Annotated in this window: 10 protein-coding genes and 1 pseudogene; 6 read left to right on the forward strand and 5 right to left on the reverse strand. The window is 75.0% G+C overall.

Going from position 1 to position 17,676, the window contains the following annotated elements; genetic code table 11:
• Positions 1-22: 22 nt before the first annotated feature.
• Positions 23-2,404, reverse strand: coding sequence for a glycoside hydrolase family 65 protein (locus Sdia_RS18820; RefSeq protein WP_189500229.1), 2,382 nt, complete (start codon positions 2,402-2,404; stop codon positions 23-25).
• Positions 2,401-3,017 (reverse strand): annotated as a pseudogene (locus tag Sdia_RS18825) (HAD family hydrolase). Before Sdia_RS18825 ends, Sdia_RS18820 begins: the two are co-directional and overlap by 4 nt.
• Positions 3,018-3,182: 165 nt before the next feature.
• Between Sdia_RS18825 and Sdia_RS18830 the strand changes: the two are divergent.
• The gene (locus Sdia_RS18830; RefSeq protein ID WP_100454108.1) at positions 3,183-4,730 is read left to right on the forward strand and encodes an ATP-dependent DNA ligase; all 1,548 of its coding nucleotides are present in this window, start codon (positions 3,183-3,185) and stop codon (positions 4,728-4,730) included.
• Positions 4,731-5,021: 291 nt separating this feature from the next.
• Here Sdia_RS18830 and Sdia_RS18835 read toward each other — a convergent pair whose 3' ends face one another.
• Positions 5,022-5,753 (reverse strand): GNAT family N-acetyltransferase, encoded by a 732-nt coding sequence (locus Sdia_RS18835; RefSeq protein ID WP_100454106.1) that lies wholly within the window; start codon positions 5,751-5,753, stop codon positions 5,022-5,024.
• Between the two features lie 806 nt (positions 5,754-6,559).
• On the opposite strand from Sdia_RS18835, the gene Sdia_RS18840 reads away from it, so the two are divergent.
• Both Sdia_RS18840 and Sdia_RS18845 read left to right on the forward strand, forming a co-directional pair.
• The gene (locus Sdia_RS18840) at positions 6,560-8,119 is read left to right on the forward strand and encodes a peptidoglycan-binding protein (protein ID WP_100454104.1); all 1,560 of its coding nucleotides are present in this window, start codon (positions 6,560-6,562) and stop codon (positions 8,117-8,119) included.
• Between the two features lie 144 nt (positions 8,120-8,263).
• Positions 8,264-9,640, forward strand: a complete 1,377-nt coding sequence (locus Sdia_RS18845) for an FAD-binding oxidoreductase (RefSeq protein WP_115069411.1) — start codon at positions 8,264-8,266, stop codon at positions 9,638-9,640.
• Between the two features lie 183 nt (positions 9,641-9,823).
• Here Sdia_RS18845 and Sdia_RS18850 read toward each other — a convergent pair whose 3' ends face one another.
• Entirely contained in the window at positions 9,824-10,783 is a 960-nt protein-coding gene (locus Sdia_RS18850) for a LysR family transcriptional regulator (protein WP_115069410.1), read from the reverse strand.
• Between the two features lie 220 nt (positions 10,784-11,003).
• On the opposite strand from Sdia_RS18850, the gene Sdia_RS18855 reads away from it, so the two are divergent.
• Positions 11,004-12,287: a PAS domain-containing protein gene (locus Sdia_RS18855; protein WP_189500228.1), complete on the forward strand. Its 1,284-nt coding sequence runs from the start codon at positions 11,004-11,006 to the stop codon at positions 12,285-12,287.
• 148 nt (positions 12,288-12,435) lie between these two features.
• Here Sdia_RS18855 and Sdia_RS18860 read toward each other — a convergent pair whose 3' ends face one another.
• Complete coding sequence (locus Sdia_RS18860; protein ID WP_100454096.1) at positions 12,436-13,935, reverse strand: DNA-binding protein NsdB; 1,500 nt, start codon at positions 13,933-13,935, stop codon at positions 12,436-12,438.
• A 235-nt stretch (positions 13,936-14,170) separates the two neighbouring features.
• Here Sdia_RS18860 and Sdia_RS18865 point away from each other — a divergent pair, with 235 nt between their 5' ends.
• Both Sdia_RS18865 and Sdia_RS18870 read left to right on the forward strand, forming a co-directional pair.
• On the forward strand, positions 14,171-15,328 hold the full coding sequence (locus tag Sdia_RS18865) for an aminoglycoside phosphotransferase family protein (RefSeq protein ID WP_100454094.1): 1,158 nt from the start codon (positions 14,171-14,173) through the stop codon (positions 15,326-15,328).
• Between the two features lie 379 nt (positions 15,329-15,707).
• A complete protein-coding gene (locus Sdia_RS18870) occupies positions 15,708-17,633 on the forward strand; it encodes an N-acetylmuramoyl-L-alanine amidase (protein WP_100454092.1) in 1,926 nt (641 codons plus the stop codon).
• The last annotated feature ends 43 nt before the right edge of the window (positions 17,634-17,676 follow it).

A 17,676-nucleotide genomic window follows, 5' to 3' on the forward strand; every position in this document is an offset into this window, starting at 1 on the left:
CGGGCCGGGCGCGACGGTCGTCCTAGTCTTCCAGCGTCACCCGGCGGGACTCCCCGGGCGTCAGTTCGAAGTGGCCCTGCGGCAGCGTGATGGTGATCGGGTACCGGTCCGAGGACGGGACCGCGATGTCCAGGAGTCCGGGGCTGGCCTGGATCTGGACGCCCCAGTGCCCCTGGTAGCGCAGGGAGAAGCGGTAGTGGGACAGTTCCGGCAGGGGCACGGGGTCCAGGGCCAGGCCGCCCGGCCGGGTCTCCAGGCCGGTCAGGCCGCTCTGGACCAGGTCGAGGGTTCCGGCCATCGCCCCGAGGTGGATGCCCTCGCCGGTGGTGCCGCCCTGCAGGTCGGCGATGTCCCCGCGCAGGGCCTCCAGGACGAACGTCCACGCGTCGGTGCGGCGCACCCGGGCGAGGACCCAGCCGTGGACCAGGCCGCTGAGGGTCGAGCCGTGGCTGGTGCGGCGCAGGTAGTACTCGACGGTGCGGCCCCACAGGGCGTCGTCGAAGGTGTGGCCGAGGCGGGCGAACAGCTCGGCGAGTTCGGCGGGCGAGAAGAGGTAGCCGAGCATGAGGACGTCGGCCTGTTTCGACGCCTGGTAGCGGTCGACGGTGTCGCCCTCGGCCTCCAGGATGCGGTCGAGCCGGCGGATGTCGCCGTACTTGGCGCGGTAGCCGTCCCAGTCGAGTTCCCGCAGTTCCCCGTATCCGTCGAACTGGCTGATGACGCCGTCGTGGAAGGGGATGTGGAGGTTGCGGGAGACCTCTTCCCAGCGTTCCTCCTCCTCGGAGTCGAACCCCGTGTGCAGGGCCAGTTCCGCACGGCGGGGCGCGGGCAGGTTGCGGAGCAGCTCCAGGGCACGGGTGATCACCCAGGTGGCGGTGATGTTGGTGTACGCGTTGTCGTCGAGGCCGGGGCGTTCCGCGTCCGGGTACGCCTCGTGGTATTCGTCGGGGCCCATGACGCCGAGGATCCGGTAGCGGCTCAGACCGGCGTCCCAGGTGGCCGAGCGGACCCAGAAGCGGGCGATCTGCAGCAGCATCTTGGCGCCCTTGGTGTGGTGGAAGTGGGCGTCGCCGGATGCCTCGTAGTACTTGACGACGTTGTAGGCGATGGCGGAGCTGACGTGGCGCTGGAGGTGTGAATGGTCCTCCAGCCAGCGGCCGGAGCGGGGGTTGAGGTGGAGCTGCTGGGTCTCCTCGCGACCGTCGCTGCCGCTCTGCCACGGATACATGGCGCCGCCCAGCCCGACCGCCTCGGCCGCCGCGACGGCGTGCTCCAGGCGGCGGTGGCGGTAGGTCAGCAGGGCCCGGGAGACTTCCGGGAAGTGGAGGTTGAGGTAGCGCAGGACGAACAGTTCGTCCCAGAAGACGTGCCCGCGGTAGGCCTCGCCGTGCAGTCCGCGGGCGGGGACGCCGGCGTCGAGTTCGGCGGTGTGCGGGGAGAGGGTCTGCAGGACGTGGAAGAGGTGCAGGCGCAGGATCTGCCCGGCCTTGTTGGGCACGTCCAGTTCGGCCCGGCGCCACAGGTCGCGCCAGGCGGCGCGCTGCTCGGCGACGAGCTGGTCGAAGGCGGGAGCGGTGCGGGCGTGTTCCACCGCGGCGTCGCGCGGCTCGCTGATCGCGCGGTCGTGGCCGGTGTACAGGGCGACGGTCTTGTCGATGACCTGGCTGTGGCCCGAGCGGAGGGCGAGGCGGAATCCGCGGACGCTGCGGCCCTCGGTGTCGGCCTCCCGCACGGCGGTGTCCGGCGGCAGGTCGTAGCGGGCGGCGAGCGCGATCTCGATGTCGGAGTTGTTGGTGGAGCAGGTCAGCCAGGCCACGTCGCCGGAGTTCGCGGCGCCGGTGCGCGGGGCGGTGAGGTGCCGGCCGTCCAGCGCGCGGTAACGGGCGACGCCGGAGTTGGTGACCGTGCCGTCCAGGGCCGCCTCGACCTCGACCTCACCCTCCCAGTTCTCGGCGGTCAGTTCCGTGCGCAGGGCGGCGAGGTGCGGGTTCTCCATGCTCACCAGACGGGTCTGGCGGACGAGCAGGAGGCGGCCGTCGGGGTCCTCGTAGCGGGTGCGGCGCTCCAGCACGCCGGCGTCCAGGCGGAGGGTCTGGCTGTGTTCGACGATCCGGGCGGTGCCGGGGGTGAACCAGGTGCCGCCCTCCACGCGCCGGACCCGCAGCGGGAGCCAGTTGGGGAGGTTGACCATGTCCTCGTTCTCGACGTCGCGGCCGGAGACGTGCGAGGTGAGGCGGTTGTAGATGCCCGCGGCGTAGGTACCGGGGTAGTGGATGTCGTCGGCGTCGCACTCGGGGAAGGCCCCACGGGTGGCGAAGTAGCCGTTGCCGAGGGTGCAGAGCGATTCGCGCAGCTGCTCGTCGGCGGGGACCCACTCGTCGTACTCCCAGGTCCAGGACGTCATGATGCCTCCTCGCGCGGATGGTCGGCGGTGTGGGTGAGGCCGGGTGACGCGGTCTCGGCCGCCCGGGTGAGGAGTTCGGCGAGGCCGCGGACGACGGTGTCGGCGCCGTGGGCCCGCCGGGCCGGTCCGTGGGCGCCGTCGCCGAGGCGGTCGGCACCGGTCACCGCGGCGAACCCGTCGCGGCGGCCGGCCTCGTGTCGGGCGAGGGCGTCCTCGACCACGGCGGTCCGGCCCGGCGGCCGGTGGAGGCGTTCGGCGGCGTGCGGGAAGAGGGCCGGGTCGGGTTCGCCGGGCAGGCCGAGGCGGCGGGAGCCGGCGACGGCGGCGACGAGACCGGCGGCCCCGGCCCGCCGGAGCAGTTCGGTGGCGTGCCGCGACGAGGCGGCGCCCCGTCGAGGCGGGGTCCTCCGTCGACGTGGCGGAGGTGGTCCGTCCCGGCGTCGAAGGGGCGACGCCGGGCCGGGCCGGCCGGTGGGTGTGCGCGGAGGCAGGCGTCGACCGCCTCCTTCCAGGCGGCGGCGTGGACACGCGCCGGGCCCGTCACCGCTCCGTCGACGTCGAAGACATCCGCGTCCGTCTCGCGCGGGGGTGGCAGAACGGTGGTCTGGGCCATCACGGGTCCTCCACGTCGCGGGGTCCGGAGGGTTCAGCCTCCCCCGCCGCCGGGGGCCGGGCCACTCGGGGCGGGGCCGGGCGGCACGGCGGCGGGGCCGTTCGGGTGAGCGGCCGGCGGGGTACGCGGGTGCGGGCGGGGCAGCGTGGTCCGACGATGGGTGGCATGGTGCTGGAGGAGTTGGCCGAGGTGTCGGCACAGGTCGCGGCCGTCTCGTCGCGGTCGCGCAAGACGGAGCTGCTGGCGGAGCTGTTCGCGCGGACGGAACCGGCCGAGCTGCCGGTGGTGATCGCCTACCTGTCGGGGCGGCTGCCGCAGGGCCGGCTGGGTGTGGGGTGGCGGGTGCTGCGGGACCCGGTGGCGCCTGCTCGGCAGGCGTCGTTGACGGTGGGGCAGGTCGACGCGGCGTTCACCGAAGTGGCGGCGGTGCGCGGCGCGGGGGCGCAGGCGGAGCGGCGGCGACTGGTGGAGGGGCTGTGGGGTGCGGCGACCGAGGCGGAGCAGCGGTTCCTGTACGGACTGGTGACGGGTGAGGTGCGCCAGGGCGCGCTGGACGCGGTGGCGGTGGAGGCGGTGGCGCGGGCGTCGGGCGTGCCGGTGGCCGGCGTGCGGCGGGCGGTGATGCTGAGCGGGTCGCTGGAGGAGGTGGCGGCGGCGGTGCTGGCGGACGGTGAGGCGGCGTTGGCGCGGTTCGGGCTGGTGGTGGGCCGGCCGGTGCAGCCGATGCTGGCGTCGGCGTCCGGGTCGGTCGCCGAGGCGGTGGCGGCGCTGGGACCGTGCGCGGTGGAGGAGAAACTGGACGGCATCCGGGTGCAGGTGCACCGGGACGGGGAGCGGGTGTCGGTGTACACGCGGACGCTGGACGACATCACGGTGCGGCTGCCGGAGGTGGTGGAGCTGGCGCGGTCGCTGCCCGCGGAGCGGTTCGTGCTGGACGGTGAGGTACTGGCACTGGACGAGGAGGGGCGTCCGCGGTCGTTCCAGGAGACGGCCGGCCGGGTGGGGTCGCGGCTTGACGTGGGGACGGCGGCCGAGGCGCTGCCGGTGTCGGTGGTCTTCTTCGACGTGCTCGCGGCGCGCGGGCGGGAGCTGCTGGATCTCGACTACGCCGAGCGGTCGGGGGCACTGGCGACGCTGGTGCCCGAGGCGGCGCGGGTGCGGCGCGCGGTCGTGGCCGATCCGGGTGCGGACGGCGCGGTGGAGGGTGCGGAGGCGTTCCTCGTGGAGGCGCTGGCGCGGGGCCATGAGGGCGTCGTGGTGAAGGGGCTGGACTCGGTGTACGCGGCGGGGCGACGGGGGGCGGCCTGGCGGAAGGTGAAGCCGGTGCGGACCGCGGACCTGGTGGTGCTGGCCGCTGAGTGGGGGCACGGGCGGCGGGCGGGGAAACTGTCCAACCTGCACCTGGGGGCGCGGGAGGCGGACGGTTCGCTGGTGATGCTGGGCAAGACGTTCAAGGGGATGACGGACGAGGTCCTGGCGTGGCAGACGGAGCGGCTGCGGCAGTTGGCGGTGAGTGACGACGGGCACGTGGTGGAGGTCCGGCCGGAGCTGGTGGTCGAGGTGGCGTTCGACGGACTCCAGCGGTCCTCGCGGTACGCGGCGGGGGTGACGCTGCGGTTCGCCCGGCTGGTGCGGTACCGGGAGGACAAGCCGGTGGCGGAGGCGGACTCGGTCTCCTCGGTGCGGGCGGCGGCCGGGTGGGAGAGCGGGTGACCTGCGCGAAGTCCGGGTGAGCGGTCGGCGCGGCCGGCCGGCGGGACACCTCGCCAGTGCTCCGGCGGGCCTGCCCCGCTCGCGTTCCGGCGGAGAGACCGGAGCGGGGCGGCCCGTCGGCGGGTGGCCCCCGAGGACCCTTCACCGCCTGCGCGGTGTCCACGGTGGTCGGTGCGTGCTCTCGGCGTGCCGGAGGGAGGTCCACGTAGCGCAGCTGCTCGGGCCTTCGGCCGGTGCGGTGCGCGTGCGTACCGGGCGCCGTGGACACCGTGCGGGAGGTGAGGGCGCCTCCTAGCCGGTGGCCGTGCGCGTGCGGACCTCGTGCGGCAGGGCCGCGGGGGCGCGCGCGCCCTGGAAGACGGTGTGGCGGCGCAGGGTGAAGCCCATCTGCTCGTAGAGCCGGATGGCGCCGGTGTTGGAGGCCGAGCCGTGCAGGCAGGGGATCTCGCCCCGGTCGCGGATGCCGGCGGCGACGGCGTCGACGAGGCGGCGGGCGAGGCCCTGTCCCCGGTGGGCCGGGTCGGTGCAGACGGCGCTGATCTCGGTCCAGCCCGGCGGACGGAGGCGTTCGCCGGCCATGGCGACGAGGGCGCCGCCTCGGCGGACACCGAGGTAGGTGCCCAGTTCGAGGGTGTGGGTCAGGAAGGGGCCGGGGCGGGTACGGGCCACCAGATCGAGCATCTCGGGGACGTCGGCGGGGCCGAGGCGTACGGCCTCCTCGTCGTGGGCGCCCCGGACCGCTTCGCCGGTCATCTGGACGCCGTCGACGCGGAACGTCGGCTCCCAGCCCGGGGGCAGGGCGGGATCGACGGCGGCGAGGGCGAGTTCGCCGCCCGGGCCCGCGAGGGCGGCGAGGTCGGCCCAGTCGCCGGGCCCCGCGTCGTCGGGGAGGGCGAACCACGGGGAGACGTCGACGGGGTAACGGGCGACCCGGCCGCGGCGTTCGGCGAAGTGGGCGTGGGGCCCGTTGAGGGAGGCGTGGCCCGGGTTGTCCAGCGGGTGCGGAGCGGCCATGGCGCTCATGCGGCGGGCTCCGCGGTGGCGCCGGGGCGCGGGCCGGGGCGCTTTGGTGGGAGGGGGTGTTCCGTGGGCATGGGTGTCGTCCTTGTCCTTCCGCTGTCGGTCCGCGCCGCGTCCCCGCCAGGGCGCGGCGCGGACGGGGCGGGCGCAGGCGGAGTGAGGCTCCGTTCTTCTCGGATGATCGCGCACGTGCCGGGCGGACCGCGAGCGCGTTCACGTGGTGGACACGGGGCCGTGGCGTCCGGTCCGCTCGGCAACGGGTCGTCCGCCGGAGCCCGAGCCGGCAAGAGGGCGCCCTCCCGCCGGCGTGAGAACGGTGGCCCTCCCGGTGGCGGTGGCGGTAGCCGTGGCAAGGGCAAGGGCGGATGCCTTCCGGCGCGAGTGGCGTGTGTCGACAGCGCGCCCCCGGCAGCACGTGCTCCAGGGGCCACGGGGGCGGCCCCGTACGGCGCCCCGGGGATGCGCAACCGGCGCCGGAAGCCGTCCACGGGCGGCGAGCTCGGGGCAGGTCCGGACCACGATGCGGAGGCCGTGGTGCCACGCCTGATTCAACGCGCGTATACACGCTCTGAGTTGGGCGGCAGCGGAATCATTGTCATGGCTCGATCACCCCACTACGCTGACCCCTCCGCGAGCCCCGGACGGCCCCACCCGTCCGGACGCCGCCGCCCCTGGACCGAGGAGCCCCGTTGCCGTATCCCCATCCCCCGTCCGCCGCGCGGCCCGGTGTGTCCACCGGCACCGCCCCCACCGCGGCCGGTACAACGTCCGGACCGGAGTCGTCCGGAAGACGAGAGGGAACCCCCCACATGACCGCAGGTCAGCACCACCGTCGCAGTGTCCCCGGCCGACGCGGCCGGCTGGCGGCGCTCGCCGCCTTCACCGTGCTCGCCTCAGGCGCGCTGACCGGCGTCGCGCCGGCTCTCGCCGCCGGGGCGGACCGGCCGTTCAACGAGGCCCTCGACCACGCCGCCGAGACCTACGACGTGCCGCGCGACCTGCTGGCCGCCGTCGGGTACGGCGAGAGCCGCCTCGACGGCCACGACGGACAGCCCAGTCAGGCAGGCGGCTACGGCGTCATGCACCTGGTCAGCAATCCGGACCAGCACACCTTGGAGGAGGCCGCCCGGCTCACCGGCGAGTCGCCCGCCGAGCTGCGCCGCGACACCGGCACCAACCTCCTGGGCGGCGCCGCCGTGCTGCGGGCCCGCGCCGACGCCCTCGGGCTGAGCGCGGCCGAACGGGACGACATCGACGCCTGGTACGCGGCGGTCGCCAAGTACAGCGGCGCCGAGCCGGCCACGGCCCGGCTCTACGCCGACACCGTCTACCGCTTCCTCGCCGACGGTCTGCACACCTCGGTCGACGGCGAGAAGGTCGAGGTCGCCGCCCGCGACGTGGCCCCCGAACTCCCCGAGGCGCCGGAGGTCGGCCCCGCCGCCGTCAGCCAGGACTACCCCTCGGCCCGCTGGGTCCCGGCCGCCGCGGGCAACTTCGCCTCGGGGCGCTCCGCCGCGATCAGCCAGGTGGTCGTGCACGTCACCCAGGGTTCGTACGCGGGGTCGATCAGCTGGTTCCAGAACCCGACGGCCCAGGTCAGCGCGCACTATGTGATCCGTTCCTCGGACGGCGAGGTGACCCAGATGGTCAAGGACGCCGACACCGCGTACCACGCGCGCAGCGCCAACGCCTCCACGCTCGGCATCGAGCACGAGGGGTACGTGGACGACCCGGCGTGGTTCACCGAGGCGATGTACCGCTCCTCCGCCGCGCTGACCGCCTACCTGTGCGACCAGTACGGCATCCCGAAGGACCGCTCGCACATCGTCGGCCACGTCGAGGTGCCCGGCAACGACCACACCGACCCCGGACCGCACTGGGACTGGGACCACTACATGGAGCTGGTCGGCGGGGAGAGCGGGGCGGTCGACGAGCTGACCTTCGCCTCCTACGCCACCCAGCTCAGCGGGTCGAGCGGACCGCAGGTCAAGGCGGTGCAACGGCTGCTGACCGAGCAGGACTACCAGCCCGGCGCGGTGGACGGCTCCTTCGGCCCGACGACGCAGACGGCCGTCCGCGCGTTCCAGCAGGACAAGGGGCTGGAGACCGACGGGATCGTGGGGAAGGCCACGTGGACCGCACTGCTCTCGGCGGGCACCACCCCCACGCTGCGCTCCGGTTCCTCGGGGGAGGCGGTGAGCAGGCTCCAGCGGGCGCTGACGGCGGCCTCGGGGAAGACCGTCGCCGTGGACGGCGACTTCGGTTCCGGCACGGCGGGAGCGGTCAAGGCCTTCCAGAGCGCGCGGTCGCTGGAGGCGGACGGCGTCGTGGGCGCGGCGACCTGGAAGGCGCTCCAGTCGGGCAGCTGACCGGCGGCCCGGCGCGCCCGTGCGGCCCGGTGGCGGGGGTCCTGCCCGCCACCGGGCCGTCCTGGTGTGAGATTCCTCCGTGCCGGCCGTGGCGGCACCGGGCGGAGAATGGAGGAGTTCCGTTCTCCAAGGAGGTGCCACAGCGTGGCGAACGCACCAGTCGACCGCATACCGGCCGCGAAGGTCATCACCGATCCGGCCGCCCTCGGCCGCTACCAGCACGACGAGGCGGAGTGGGCGCCGTACGGCACACCGCTGGCCGTGGTACGGCCCCGGACCGCCGAGGAGGTCCGCGACGTGGTGCGGTTCTGCCTGGAGCACCGGGTGCCGGTGATCGCCCGTGGCGCGGGCACCGGCCTGTCGGGCGGCGCCAACGCCGTGGACGGCGCGGTGATCCTCTCCTTCGAGGACATGGACCAGGTGCTGCGCATCGACACCGACGAGCGGTACGCCGTGGTGCAGCCGGGCGTCGTCAACGACGACCTGCGGGCCGCCTGCGCCGAGCACGGCCTGTGGTATCCGCCGGACCCGGCCAGCTCCCCGTGGTCGACGATCGGCGGGAACGTCGCCACCAACGCCGGCGGCATGTGCTGCGTGAAGTACGGCGTGACCCGCGACTACGTGCTGGAGCTGGAGCTGGTCAACGGCCGGGGCGAGCTGGTCCGGGTGGGCCGCCGGACCGCCAAGGGCGTGGCCGGTTACGACCTGGCGGGGCTGATGGTCGGCTCCGAGGGGACGCTCGGCGTCATCACGGAGATCACCGTGCGGCTGCGCCCCTCGCGTCCCCCGGAGCGGACGGTGGCGGGGTACTTCGACTCGGTGGTGGACGCCGGGCAGGCGGTCAGCGCGGTGACGGCGGCCGGGATCGTCCCCTCGGCGCTGGAGCTGGTGGACCGGCACTGCCTGGCGGCGGTCGACGCGTGGAAGAACATGGGGCTGTCCGCCGACGCCAACGTGGTGCTGCTGGGCCGGATCGACACCCCCGGCGCGGAGGGCGACGCCGAGGCGGAGCAGATGCGCGAGTGCTTCGAGAAGGCCGGCGCCGGGTGGGCCGTGGTCTCCACCGACCAGCAGGAGGCGGACGCGCTGTTCCAGGCGCGGCGGCTGGCCTACCCGGCGCTGGAGCGCCTGGGTCCGCTGCTGACCGAGGACGTGTGCGTGCCCCGGATGGCGCTGCCGGAGATGCTGCGCCGGATCGAGGAGATCTCCGAACGGCACGACGTCCACGTGGCCAACGTGGCGCACGCCGGGGACGGCAACCTGCACCCGCTGATCATCACGAAGGCCGGCGACGACGCGGCGAAGGCGCGGGCGCAGTTGGTCTTCGACGAGATCCTGGACGAGGCGATCGCGCTGGGCGGCACCGTGACGGGCGAGCACGGCGTGGGGCTGCTGAAGATGCGCGGCATGGACAAGGAGCTGGGCGAGGCGGTGCTGGGCATGCACCATGCGGTGAAGTCGGCGCTCGACCCGGCGGGCATCCTCAACCCGGGCAAGGTGGTGGCCGACCGCCGCGGGTGAGCGGAGCCTGCGCACCGGGGCCCGCGCGGGACCACGCCGTCCTCCCCGCGCGGCCCACGGAACCGCGCCCCTCCGGCTGAGGGCGGCGCTGAGGGCCTGGGAGCGGCGGCCCCGCCGAGGATGCCCCCGGGCGGCGGGGGCTCGTCGGGGACGGCGGTCACGGCGGACGGCGGGCCCGCGGTCTCAGGCCGGCGTACCGAAGCGAGGGTGGGCGGCGAGCCAGGCGCGGTAGCTGTCGCTGCGGCCCGCGGCCTCGCGGTGGGCGGCGCGGGCGTGGCCGAGGACGGCGCCGGCCGCGCCCGCGGCGGGCGAGCCGGGGTGGAGGCCGAGGAGGTGGCGCCAGCTGAGCGGGGCTCCCGCGAGGGGGCGGGTGACGAGGCCGGGGGTGGGCGGGAAGGTGGCACGGCAGAGGCCGACGGCGCGGCCGACCTGGACGAGGTGGACGCAGGAGGCGGTGTCGGTCTCGAAGACCGAGAGCGGAGTGAATCCGGCACGGGCGCAGGCGGCGGCGAAGCAGTCGGCGAAGCAGCCGTCCCCCGGCACGTCGGTCCACGCCTCGTGGGAGAGGCGGGCGAGGGGGATCTCCGTCTCGCCGGCGAGGGGGTGGCCCTCGGGGAGCATGACGAAGACCGGGTCCACGCCGACGACCTGCCAGACGAGGTCGGCCTCGCGGGGCGGGCTGCTCTCGCCGCAGACGCCGATGAGGGCGTAGTCGAGGCGTCCGGCGACGAGCAGGGAGCTGATCTCGTCGACGGACCAGGAGGTGTGCGTGGAGACGGGGGCGGCGGGTTCGGCGGCGGCGAGGCGGTCGACGAGGGCGCCGAGGAGTGGTCCGTGCGTGGCGCCGACGCGGAAGCGGCGGATGCGGTTCCAGGAGTTGGCGAAGCGGACGGCGTCGTCCTGGAGTTCGCGCATGGCGGGGAGGACGACGCGGGCGCGTTCCAGGACGAGTTCGCCGAGCAGGGTGGGTCGGGCGCCGGTGTGGTCACGGTCGAAGAGAGGGCCGCCGAGGGCCTTCTCGATGCGCCGCAGTTGACTGGAGAGGGCGGGCTGGGCGAGACCGAGGGCGGCGGCCGCGCGCGTGAGGCTTCCTTCGTCGGCGATGGCCCGTACGGTCCGCAGGTGACGCAACTCCAGGTCCATACCAGGAAGTTATGGCCGCCGGGTGGCGGCGGCAATACGCCGGAGGGCGGCGGTCGGCCGGGGGAGGCCGGGCCGGCGACCTCCAGGGCTTCCGGCATATGCCAGAAGCACCATCGGGTCGAGTATCGCCGAATCACTCCCGGGCGACCGGCCCCTGTGCCACAGTCGTACCCGGCCCGCTGTCGGCCGCCGTCCGCGTCCGCCCCGTCTCGGAGTACGTATGTCCTCGCGCTCCCCGGTCCACCCCGCGCCGGAGCCGTCCGCGCGCGGCTCGGTGCGGGCGCTGATCGACGGCACCCGGCGGTTACGGGGCGCATTGGACGCGGTACGGCAGGACGAGGAGGGCGGCGAGCCCGACCCGCCGCGCCGCCGCGCCCTCCACGACCTGGCGCTCCGCCAGCTGGACGCGGTGGGCGGGCACCTGGGGCGGCTCAGCGAGGGATGGTCCGGGGCCTCGCGCCCGGCGGTCCGGGGCGGCCCGGGGACCGCCGAGGGCAGCGCCGAGTGGGACCTGCTCACCGACGAGGTGTGCTGGTCCCCGGAGCTGTACCGCCTCCTCGGCCGCGACCCGGGCTCCCGCGCCCTGTCCCTGGACGAACTCCCCTCCCTCCTGCTCCCGGAGGACCAGCCGCTGCTCACCGCGATGGTCACCGACTGCCTGATCGACGGCAGGCCGCTGGACGGCGCCTTCCGCGTGGTGGGCGGCGACGGCGCCGTGCGCACCCTGCACATGAGCGGAGCACCGGTCCTCGACGAGCAGGGGTCCACCGCCTGCCTGCGCGCGGCCCTCCGCGACGTGACCGGCGCCCGCACCCCGGCCGGACGCACCCTCGCCGCTCCCCCGCCGTCCGCCGGCCCCGGCCCGGCGGCGCGGACCACGACAGCCGTACGCCAGCTGCCGCCGTGCCCGGGCGCCGAGCCGGACGGCCTCTGGTGCGACGTGCTGACCCTGCCGGACGGCCGCACCCTGCTGGCGGCGGGCGACCGCCCGCCCGCGCTCAGCCGGGACCTGCTCGCGGGCACGCTGCGCGGCCTCGTGGCCGCGGGCGAGGCACCCGAGGACGCGCTGGAGCTGGCGGCCGGCCTGCTCGGTGGTACCGGGACGGACCCGGTCGGACCCGCACTGTGCTGTGTGCACGACCCGGTGACCGGCACCCTGTTCTGGGGCCGCACCGGCGGTCACCCCGCTCCGCTGCTCCGGCGCGACGGCGTCCCCCTCCCGCTGGACCTCGGCGGACCGGAGGAGCGTCTGCTCCCCGGCGACCTGCTCCTCCTGCACACCCTGAGCACCGCCGGCCCTGCTGCGCCGGACCCTGGCCGCACCACGTCCACCGGTGTCCTGCTGGCCCTCTCCCCTGCCCTCGGCCCGGACCTCGATGCCGGCGCCTGCGCGGATCGGGCGGCCGAGGCGCTCGCCGAGTCGGCCGAGGACGGGCAGCGCGGAGCGGCGCAGGTGGTCGCCCTCCGGGCGGGCACCGGTTCGGGTCCGGCCGGGCACGGCTGAGCGCGGACACGCCGACGGGTGTCCGGGCGCCCGGACATGCGCCGGTCGCCGGTCGCCGGTCGCCGGTGAGAACCTCCGTCCACGACGCCTCGGAAGCACGCGGCGGGCCGGGTGTCGCGGGTGGGGCTTGCGTGGTGAGCCGGGCGCGTCAGGCCGGGGCGGCGCGCCGGCCGCCGACGGGCTTGGGCTGATCGCTCGGCATGACCATCTCGATCTCCTCGCGGAGACTCTCGATCCTCGGTGAGCCCGCGTAGTGCGCGGTGAGCCGGTACATCTCCCGCAGCCGGTCCCAGGTGCGGTGCGAGGAGTTGTCGCTCATCGAGGCGAGGGCCAGCCGCGCGTAGCGGTCGGCCTGCTCCGGATCGTCGGCGATGAAGCAGGCGGAGGCGAGCGAGAGGTGGTCGAAGATCTTCGACCGCTCCCGCTGCTCCGAGCGCAGCTCCAGGGCGATCTTGGCGTGGTGCTCGGCCTGCTTGGCCGCCGCCGGCTCGTGCTCGGCGAGGGTCCGGTAGGCGAGGGCCTGCATACCGTGCAGGTCGGCCTTGTCGAACATCTGCATCCAGTTGGGCGGCTCCTTGTCGCCGCGGTCGGAGACGAAGAGCGTCTCGGCCTCGCCGAGGGTGCGGCGCACGGCCTGGCCCCGGCCCATCGCCGCCTGCGCCCACGCCTCGATGGTGCGGAACATGGCGCGGGTTCGCGGCAGCGCCTCCTCACCGGAGCCGGTCTTGGCCAGCTTCATGAGGTCGAGCGCCTCGTCCGGCCTGCCGAGGTGCACCATCTGGCGGGCGGCGCGCGAGAGCGCCTCGCCGGCGCGTGGGCGGTCGCCGCCCTCACGGGCGGCGTGGGTGGCGATGACGAAGTACTTCTGCGCGGTGGGCTCCAGGCCCACGTCGTGGGACATCCAGCCGGCCAGGACGGCGAGGTTGGCGGCCACGCCCCACAGACGGCGCTGAAGGTGGTCCGGATGGCGGTAGGAGAGCATGCCGCCGACCTCGTTGAGCTGGCCGACCACGGCCTTGCGCTGGAGGCCGCCGCCCCGGGAGGCGTCCCAGGCACGGAAGATGTCGACGGAGTGTTCGAGTTCGGCGACCTCCTGGGAGCCGACCGGAGCCGCCTCGTAACGGTCGAAGCCGGCCTGGTCGGCGTAGCCGGCCCGGGGGCCCGGCAGGGCGGAGGGGGCAGCGGGGTCGGCCTGGAGCCAGTCGTACATGGCGGTGGAGAGCACGGAGCCCGCGGTGAGCGCGGCGCCCGCGCCCATCAAGCCTCGTCGGTTGAGCATGAGGTCCATTCCCGTGAATTCGGTGAGGACCGCAGCCGTTCGCTCGGGCGCCCATGGCACGCCGTCGGAGCGCTCGCCGCTCCCGCCCGGCCGCCGTTTCCCCGTGCGCCCGCGTCGAACCAGACCGAGATCCTCGATGGTCACGACACGGCCGAGTTGCTCGGTGAACAGGGCCGCCAGCACGGTGGGCACCGGGTCGCGCGGGATCTCTCCCGTGTCGATCCAGCGCCGGACCCGCGAGGTGTCGGTCGCCAGCTGGGGGTGGCCCATGGCCGCCGCCTGCCGGTTCACGAGCCGGGCGAGTTCCCCCTTGGACCAGCCGGTCAGGCCGAAGTGGTCCGCAAGGCGGGTGTTGGGTTGTCCGCTCACGTCAAGCCCCCAGGTTCTCGGCTGAGTTGACAGTAACCCCCTGTCAGTTGCTGAGCGACTATTCGCCAGGGTTCGCCAGGGTGCGCCAGATGGTGTGCCACCGGGGGGCGGGTGTCAGGTAGACATGCGCCTCCCCGACCCGGTGGCCGTCCCCCGCACTCCCCAGGGTGCGGCCCGGTGACCGGGCCGGGCGGGCGCGCACCTCACCAGGCACACGAAGGGATCTGTCAGGCTCATGTACGCAGCATCGTCCTCCGTGTCCGCCCCGTCCCGGCCGCCGCTCGGCACCCGCCCGCCCCGGGCGAGGGAAGCCACCCCGTCGGGCAGCGGCCCGTACCTCGACCCCGCGCGCCCTGCGGCCACAGTGCTCGCCTCCGGTCGGACCCGACGCGTCCCGGGGCTCGGCACACCACAGCTCAGCGGAAGGCTGGACCTGTCCGGCCCGCAGGGCGCGCAGTTGCGTTCGGCCGTCGCCGCCGTGCACCGCGTCTGCCCGGAGTTCCACCCGGTCCAGGTGCTGCGGCGCAGCCCGCGCTCCGTCCTGCTGGTCGGGACGAGCGGGCGCACCACCGCGGTCGCCAAGTGTTCAGTGGATCAGTCGGCCGAGCGGACGGCGCGGATCAGGCACGAGATAGCGACGTACCGTTCGTTCGTCCGGCACCGCCCGCCGGTACGGGTCCCGCGGCTGGTCGCCGCCGACCCGGACAACGGGACGCTGGTGATCGAGCGGATGGCGGGCCGGGCGGCGGCGCTCCAGCGCCACCCGGTGGAGGCGCCGCCCGCGGCCGACCTGCGGGCCGTGCTCGGCGCGGTGCGCCGCCTCAACCAGTGGCGGCCGCCGACCGGGATGTTCGGTGCTCCGCTGGACTACGCGGAGCGGATCTCCCGCTTCCACGCACTGGGGCTGCTGACCGACCGCGACCTCGGCGACCTCCAGAAGCTGCTGCACGGCATCGCCCGCTCCGCGGGCCGGGTCGCCACCCGCGAGTTCTGCCACGGTGACGCTCTCCTGTCGAACATCCTCCTCTCGCCCGCCGGCCCCGTGCTGGTCGACTGGGAGGAGGCCGGCTGGTACCTGCCCGGGTACGACCTGGCGACGCTGTGGGCGGTGGCCGGGGAGGCCCCGATGGCCCGTCAGCAGATCAGCCACCTCGCCCAGAGCAACGGCCCGGCGGCGCGCGACGCGTTCCTGGTCAACCTGATGCTGGTGCTGACCCGCGAGATCCGGGCGTGCGAGTCGGCGGTGCAGCGCAGCATGCGGGACACCCCCGCGGGCCCGGCCCGGGCGGGTGCCGCCCCGGCCGGTGAGGAGCAGCGGCTGCTGCTGCGCCGGCTGCACGACGACTGGGCGATGGTCCGCCGTGCGGTGCGGGCGGCGGTGGGCACGCGCTGACGTCCGTCCCCGGGTGCAGCGGCGCGGTCCGCCCTTGACGGGGGCGGACCGCGCCGCTGCACCCGGGACGCGGGCGGCAGAGGTGTACTCCTGTGACGCACCCCAGGCAGGAGTACCTGCGCTTCGGGAAGGGGCCGCAAGGGTGGCCGTGCGGGCGTGCCGGGCGCCGGAAAGGCGCCCCCGGACGACTGTTGACGGATCATCGTCAAGTCGGTACCACTGGTCCACGCCCCGCTTCGGTGATCAGGTACGCGCCGCGGTCCGGGCTCCCGCTGTTCCGCGCGTCCGGGCGGCGCGCGGCCCCGTCCCAGGAGGCCCTGTGCGAAGAAACGTCCCTGCTCTCTCCGGCGCGGGCGGGCGCAGAGCCCGCAGGACGGGGGTGGCGGCGCTGGCCAGCGCCGCGCTGGTGCTGCCGTTGCTGGGCGCGGCCCCCGGCCCTGCCCCGGCGGAGGCGGGCACCGGGCTCCAGGGGGCGTTCGCGGCGGCGGCCCGCGAGTACCGGGTGCCCGAGAGCGTGCTGCTGGGCGTCTCCTACCTCCAGTCACGGTGGGACACCCACCGGGGCAGGCCGAGTGTCACCGGCGGTTACGGGCCGATGCACCTGACCGACGCCCGCACGGCGCTGGCCCGGTCGACGGGCCACCACGGGGAGCACGGCGAGGACGCGCGGGGTGACGGGTCCCGGCCCGCCCGCGCCCCGGAGCCGGTCCTGCCGCCGGCCGGCGAGGAGCTCCCGGAGCGGCTGACGACGCTGCGCCAGGCGGCGCGGCTGAGCGGGCTGCCGGCCGAGCGGCTGCGCAGCGATCCGGCCGCCAACATCCGCGGCGGTGCCGCGCTGCTGGCCGAGGCGCAGCGGGAGCGCGGGGCGGCCCCCGGCGGGGACGCGGCCGACTGGTACGGCGCGGTGGCGGCGTTCTCCGGCGCCGAGGACCGGGCGACCGCCACGGCCTACGCCGACGAGGTCTTCTCGGTACTGCGCTCCGGCGAGGCGCGGACCACCGACAGCGGCGTCCGGGTGGTTCTGGCGCCGCAGCCCGGAGCGGTGGCGGACGCCTCCCAGACGGCGGGCCTCGGGCTGCGTGAGAGCGGCGCGAGGGGCTCGGTGGAGTGCCCGCGCACCGTCTCCTGCGAGTGGCTGCCCGCCCCGTACGAGGAGTTCGGCGAGGGCGACTACGGCAACCACGACAAGGCGGACCGGCCGCGCAGCGCGCGGATCGACTCCATCGTCATCCACGACACCGAGGCGACCTGGGACACCACGCTGGAACTGGTGCAGGACCCGGAGTACGTCTCGTGGCACTACTCGCTGCGCTCCACCGACGGGCACATCGCGCAGCACGTGCGGACCAAGGACGTGGGCTGGCACGCCGGCAACTGGTACACCAACGCCAAGTCGATCGGGCTGGAGCACGAGGGCTTCCTCGCCGACCCGGACGCCTGGTACACGGAGGCGATGTACCGGACCTCGGCGCGGCTGGTCTCGTACCTGGCGAAGAAGTACGGCATCCCGCTGGACCGGCAGCACATCCTCGGGCACGACACGGTGCCGGGGACCACTGCGGAGACGATCCCGGGGATGCACACCGACCCCGGACCGTACTGGGACTGGCAGCACTACTTCCAGCTCCTCGGGGCGCCGCTGAGGGCGTCGGCGGGGAAGAACTCCGAACTGGTGACGATCGCCCCGCGGTACGCGACGAACCGCCCCGAGTTCACCGGCTGCCAGAAGGCGGGGGAGCCCTGCGCGTCGCACGGCTCCAGCGCGGTGCGGGTGTACACGGCGCCGCGTGAGGACGCGCCGCTGGTCCAGGACATCGGGCTGCGGCCGGACGGCTCGCCGTCCACCATCGACGTCAACGACCTGGGCTCGCGGGTCTCGGCAGGGCAGAGCTACGCGGTCGCGGAGCGGCGCGGCGAGTGGACCGCGATCTGGTACCTCGGGCAGAAGGCGTGGTTCAAGAACCCGCGCCGGACGCCGGTGGCCGTGCCCGCCTCGGGCCGGGTGCTGACACCGAGGCCGGGCCTCGCGGAGGCCCCGGTGTACGGCAGGGCGTACCCGGAGAAGGAGGCGTACCCGGCGGGCGTCACCCCGCAGGAGCTGGTGCCGCTGCCGTACCGGATCGCGGCCGGCCAGCGGTACGCCACCGGCGGGCAGGTCCCGGGCGAGTACTACTTCTCGCCGACGTTCGACACGAGCGGGCACACGGTGGTGCGCGGGAAGCTGCGGTACTACGAGATCCAGTACGGGCACCGGGTCGGCTACGTGCGGGCCGACGACGTGGTGGTGCGTGCGGCGCGTCGCTGAGAGGCGCGGGAACGGCGCCGGCCGGGGACCGCTGAGGCGGTTC

The sequence above is a fragment of the Streptomyces diastaticus subsp. diastaticus genome (genome assembly GCF_011170125.1).
Taxonomy (GTDB): Bacteria; Actinomycetota; Actinomycetes; order Streptomycetales; family Streptomycetaceae; genus Streptomyces; species Streptomyces diastaticus.

Bases quoted from the DNA above. Each gene is read 5' to 3' on its own strand.
- Sdia_RS18820 (WP_189500229.1), bottom strand. From the start codon at position 2,404: ATGACGTCCTGGACCTGGGAGTACGACGAGTGGGTCCCCGCCGACGAG.
- Sdia_RS18830 (WP_100454108.1), top strand. From the start codon at position 3,183: ATGGTGCTGGAGGAGTTGGCCGAGGTGTCGGCACAGGTCGCGGCCGTC.
- Sdia_RS18835 (WP_100454106.1), bottom strand. From the start codon at position 5,753: ATGAGCGCCATGGCCGCTCCGCACCCGCTGGACAACCCGGGCCACGCC.
- Sdia_RS18840 (WP_100454104.1), top strand. From the start codon at position 6,560: ATGACCGCAGGTCAGCACCACCGTCGCAGTGTCCCCGGCCGACGCGGC.
- Sdia_RS18850 (WP_115069410.1), bottom strand. From the start codon at position 10,783: ATGGACCTGGAGTTGCGTCACCTGCGGACCGTACGGGCCATCGCCGAC.
- Sdia_RS18855 (WP_189500228.1), top strand. From the start codon at position 11,004: ATGTCCTCGCGCTCCCCGGTCCACCCCGCGCCGGAGCCGTCCGCGCGC.
- Sdia_RS18865 (WP_100454094.1), top strand. From the start codon at position 14,171: ATGTACGCAGCATCGTCCTCCGTGTCCGCCCCGTCCCGGCCGCCGCTC.